This window comes from Pseudoalteromonas sp. SR45-6 (assembly GCF_014163545.1).
In the GTDB taxonomy this organism is placed as follows: domain Bacteria; phylum Pseudomonadota; class Gammaproteobacteria; order Enterobacterales; family Alteromonadaceae; genus Pseudoalteromonas; species Pseudoalteromonas rhizosphaerae.
This window is the reverse complement of record NZ_JACJDM010000191.1, coordinates 1-426: the sequence shown is the minus strand read 5'-3', so window position 1 is coordinate 426 and position 426 is coordinate 1. Positions and strand designations below refer to the sequence as shown.

Here is a 426-nt window from a genome sequence, read left to right as displayed (position 1 = left end):
TGATGCGGCGGGTAACACCTCCAGTGCAACCAGCACCTCAGTGATTTTAGATAACGCAGCACCGAATGCCTTGACGATTGCCACCCCGATTGAGGTTGATGGCCGGATCAATGCTGTAGAAGATGGCAGTGTATTGATCACCGGCTCTGGCGCAGAAGCCAATGCCAGTGTCAGTGTGACTATCAGCGATGGTTCGAATAACCAATCGCGTACTGTGACGGCTGATGGCGCAGGTACATGGACTATCAGTGGTAGTGAGTTTGATGTCAGCAGCTTTAACGATGGCACGCTCACCGTCAGCGCCACACAATCGGATACAGCGGGCAATACTTCAAGTGCAGCCAGCACCTCAGTGATTTTAGATAACGCAGCACCGAATGCCTTGACCATAACGACCCCGATTGAGGTTGATGGCCGGATCAATGC

Annotated in this window: 1 protein-coding gene; it reads left to right on the top strand. The window is 52.6% G+C overall.

Features of this window, described 5'->3' with window-relative positions:
* Positions 1–426 (top strand): Ig-like domain-containing protein (locus H5158_RS22850; protein ID WP_220491412.1); only part of this gene is annotated, 426 nt, incomplete at both ends.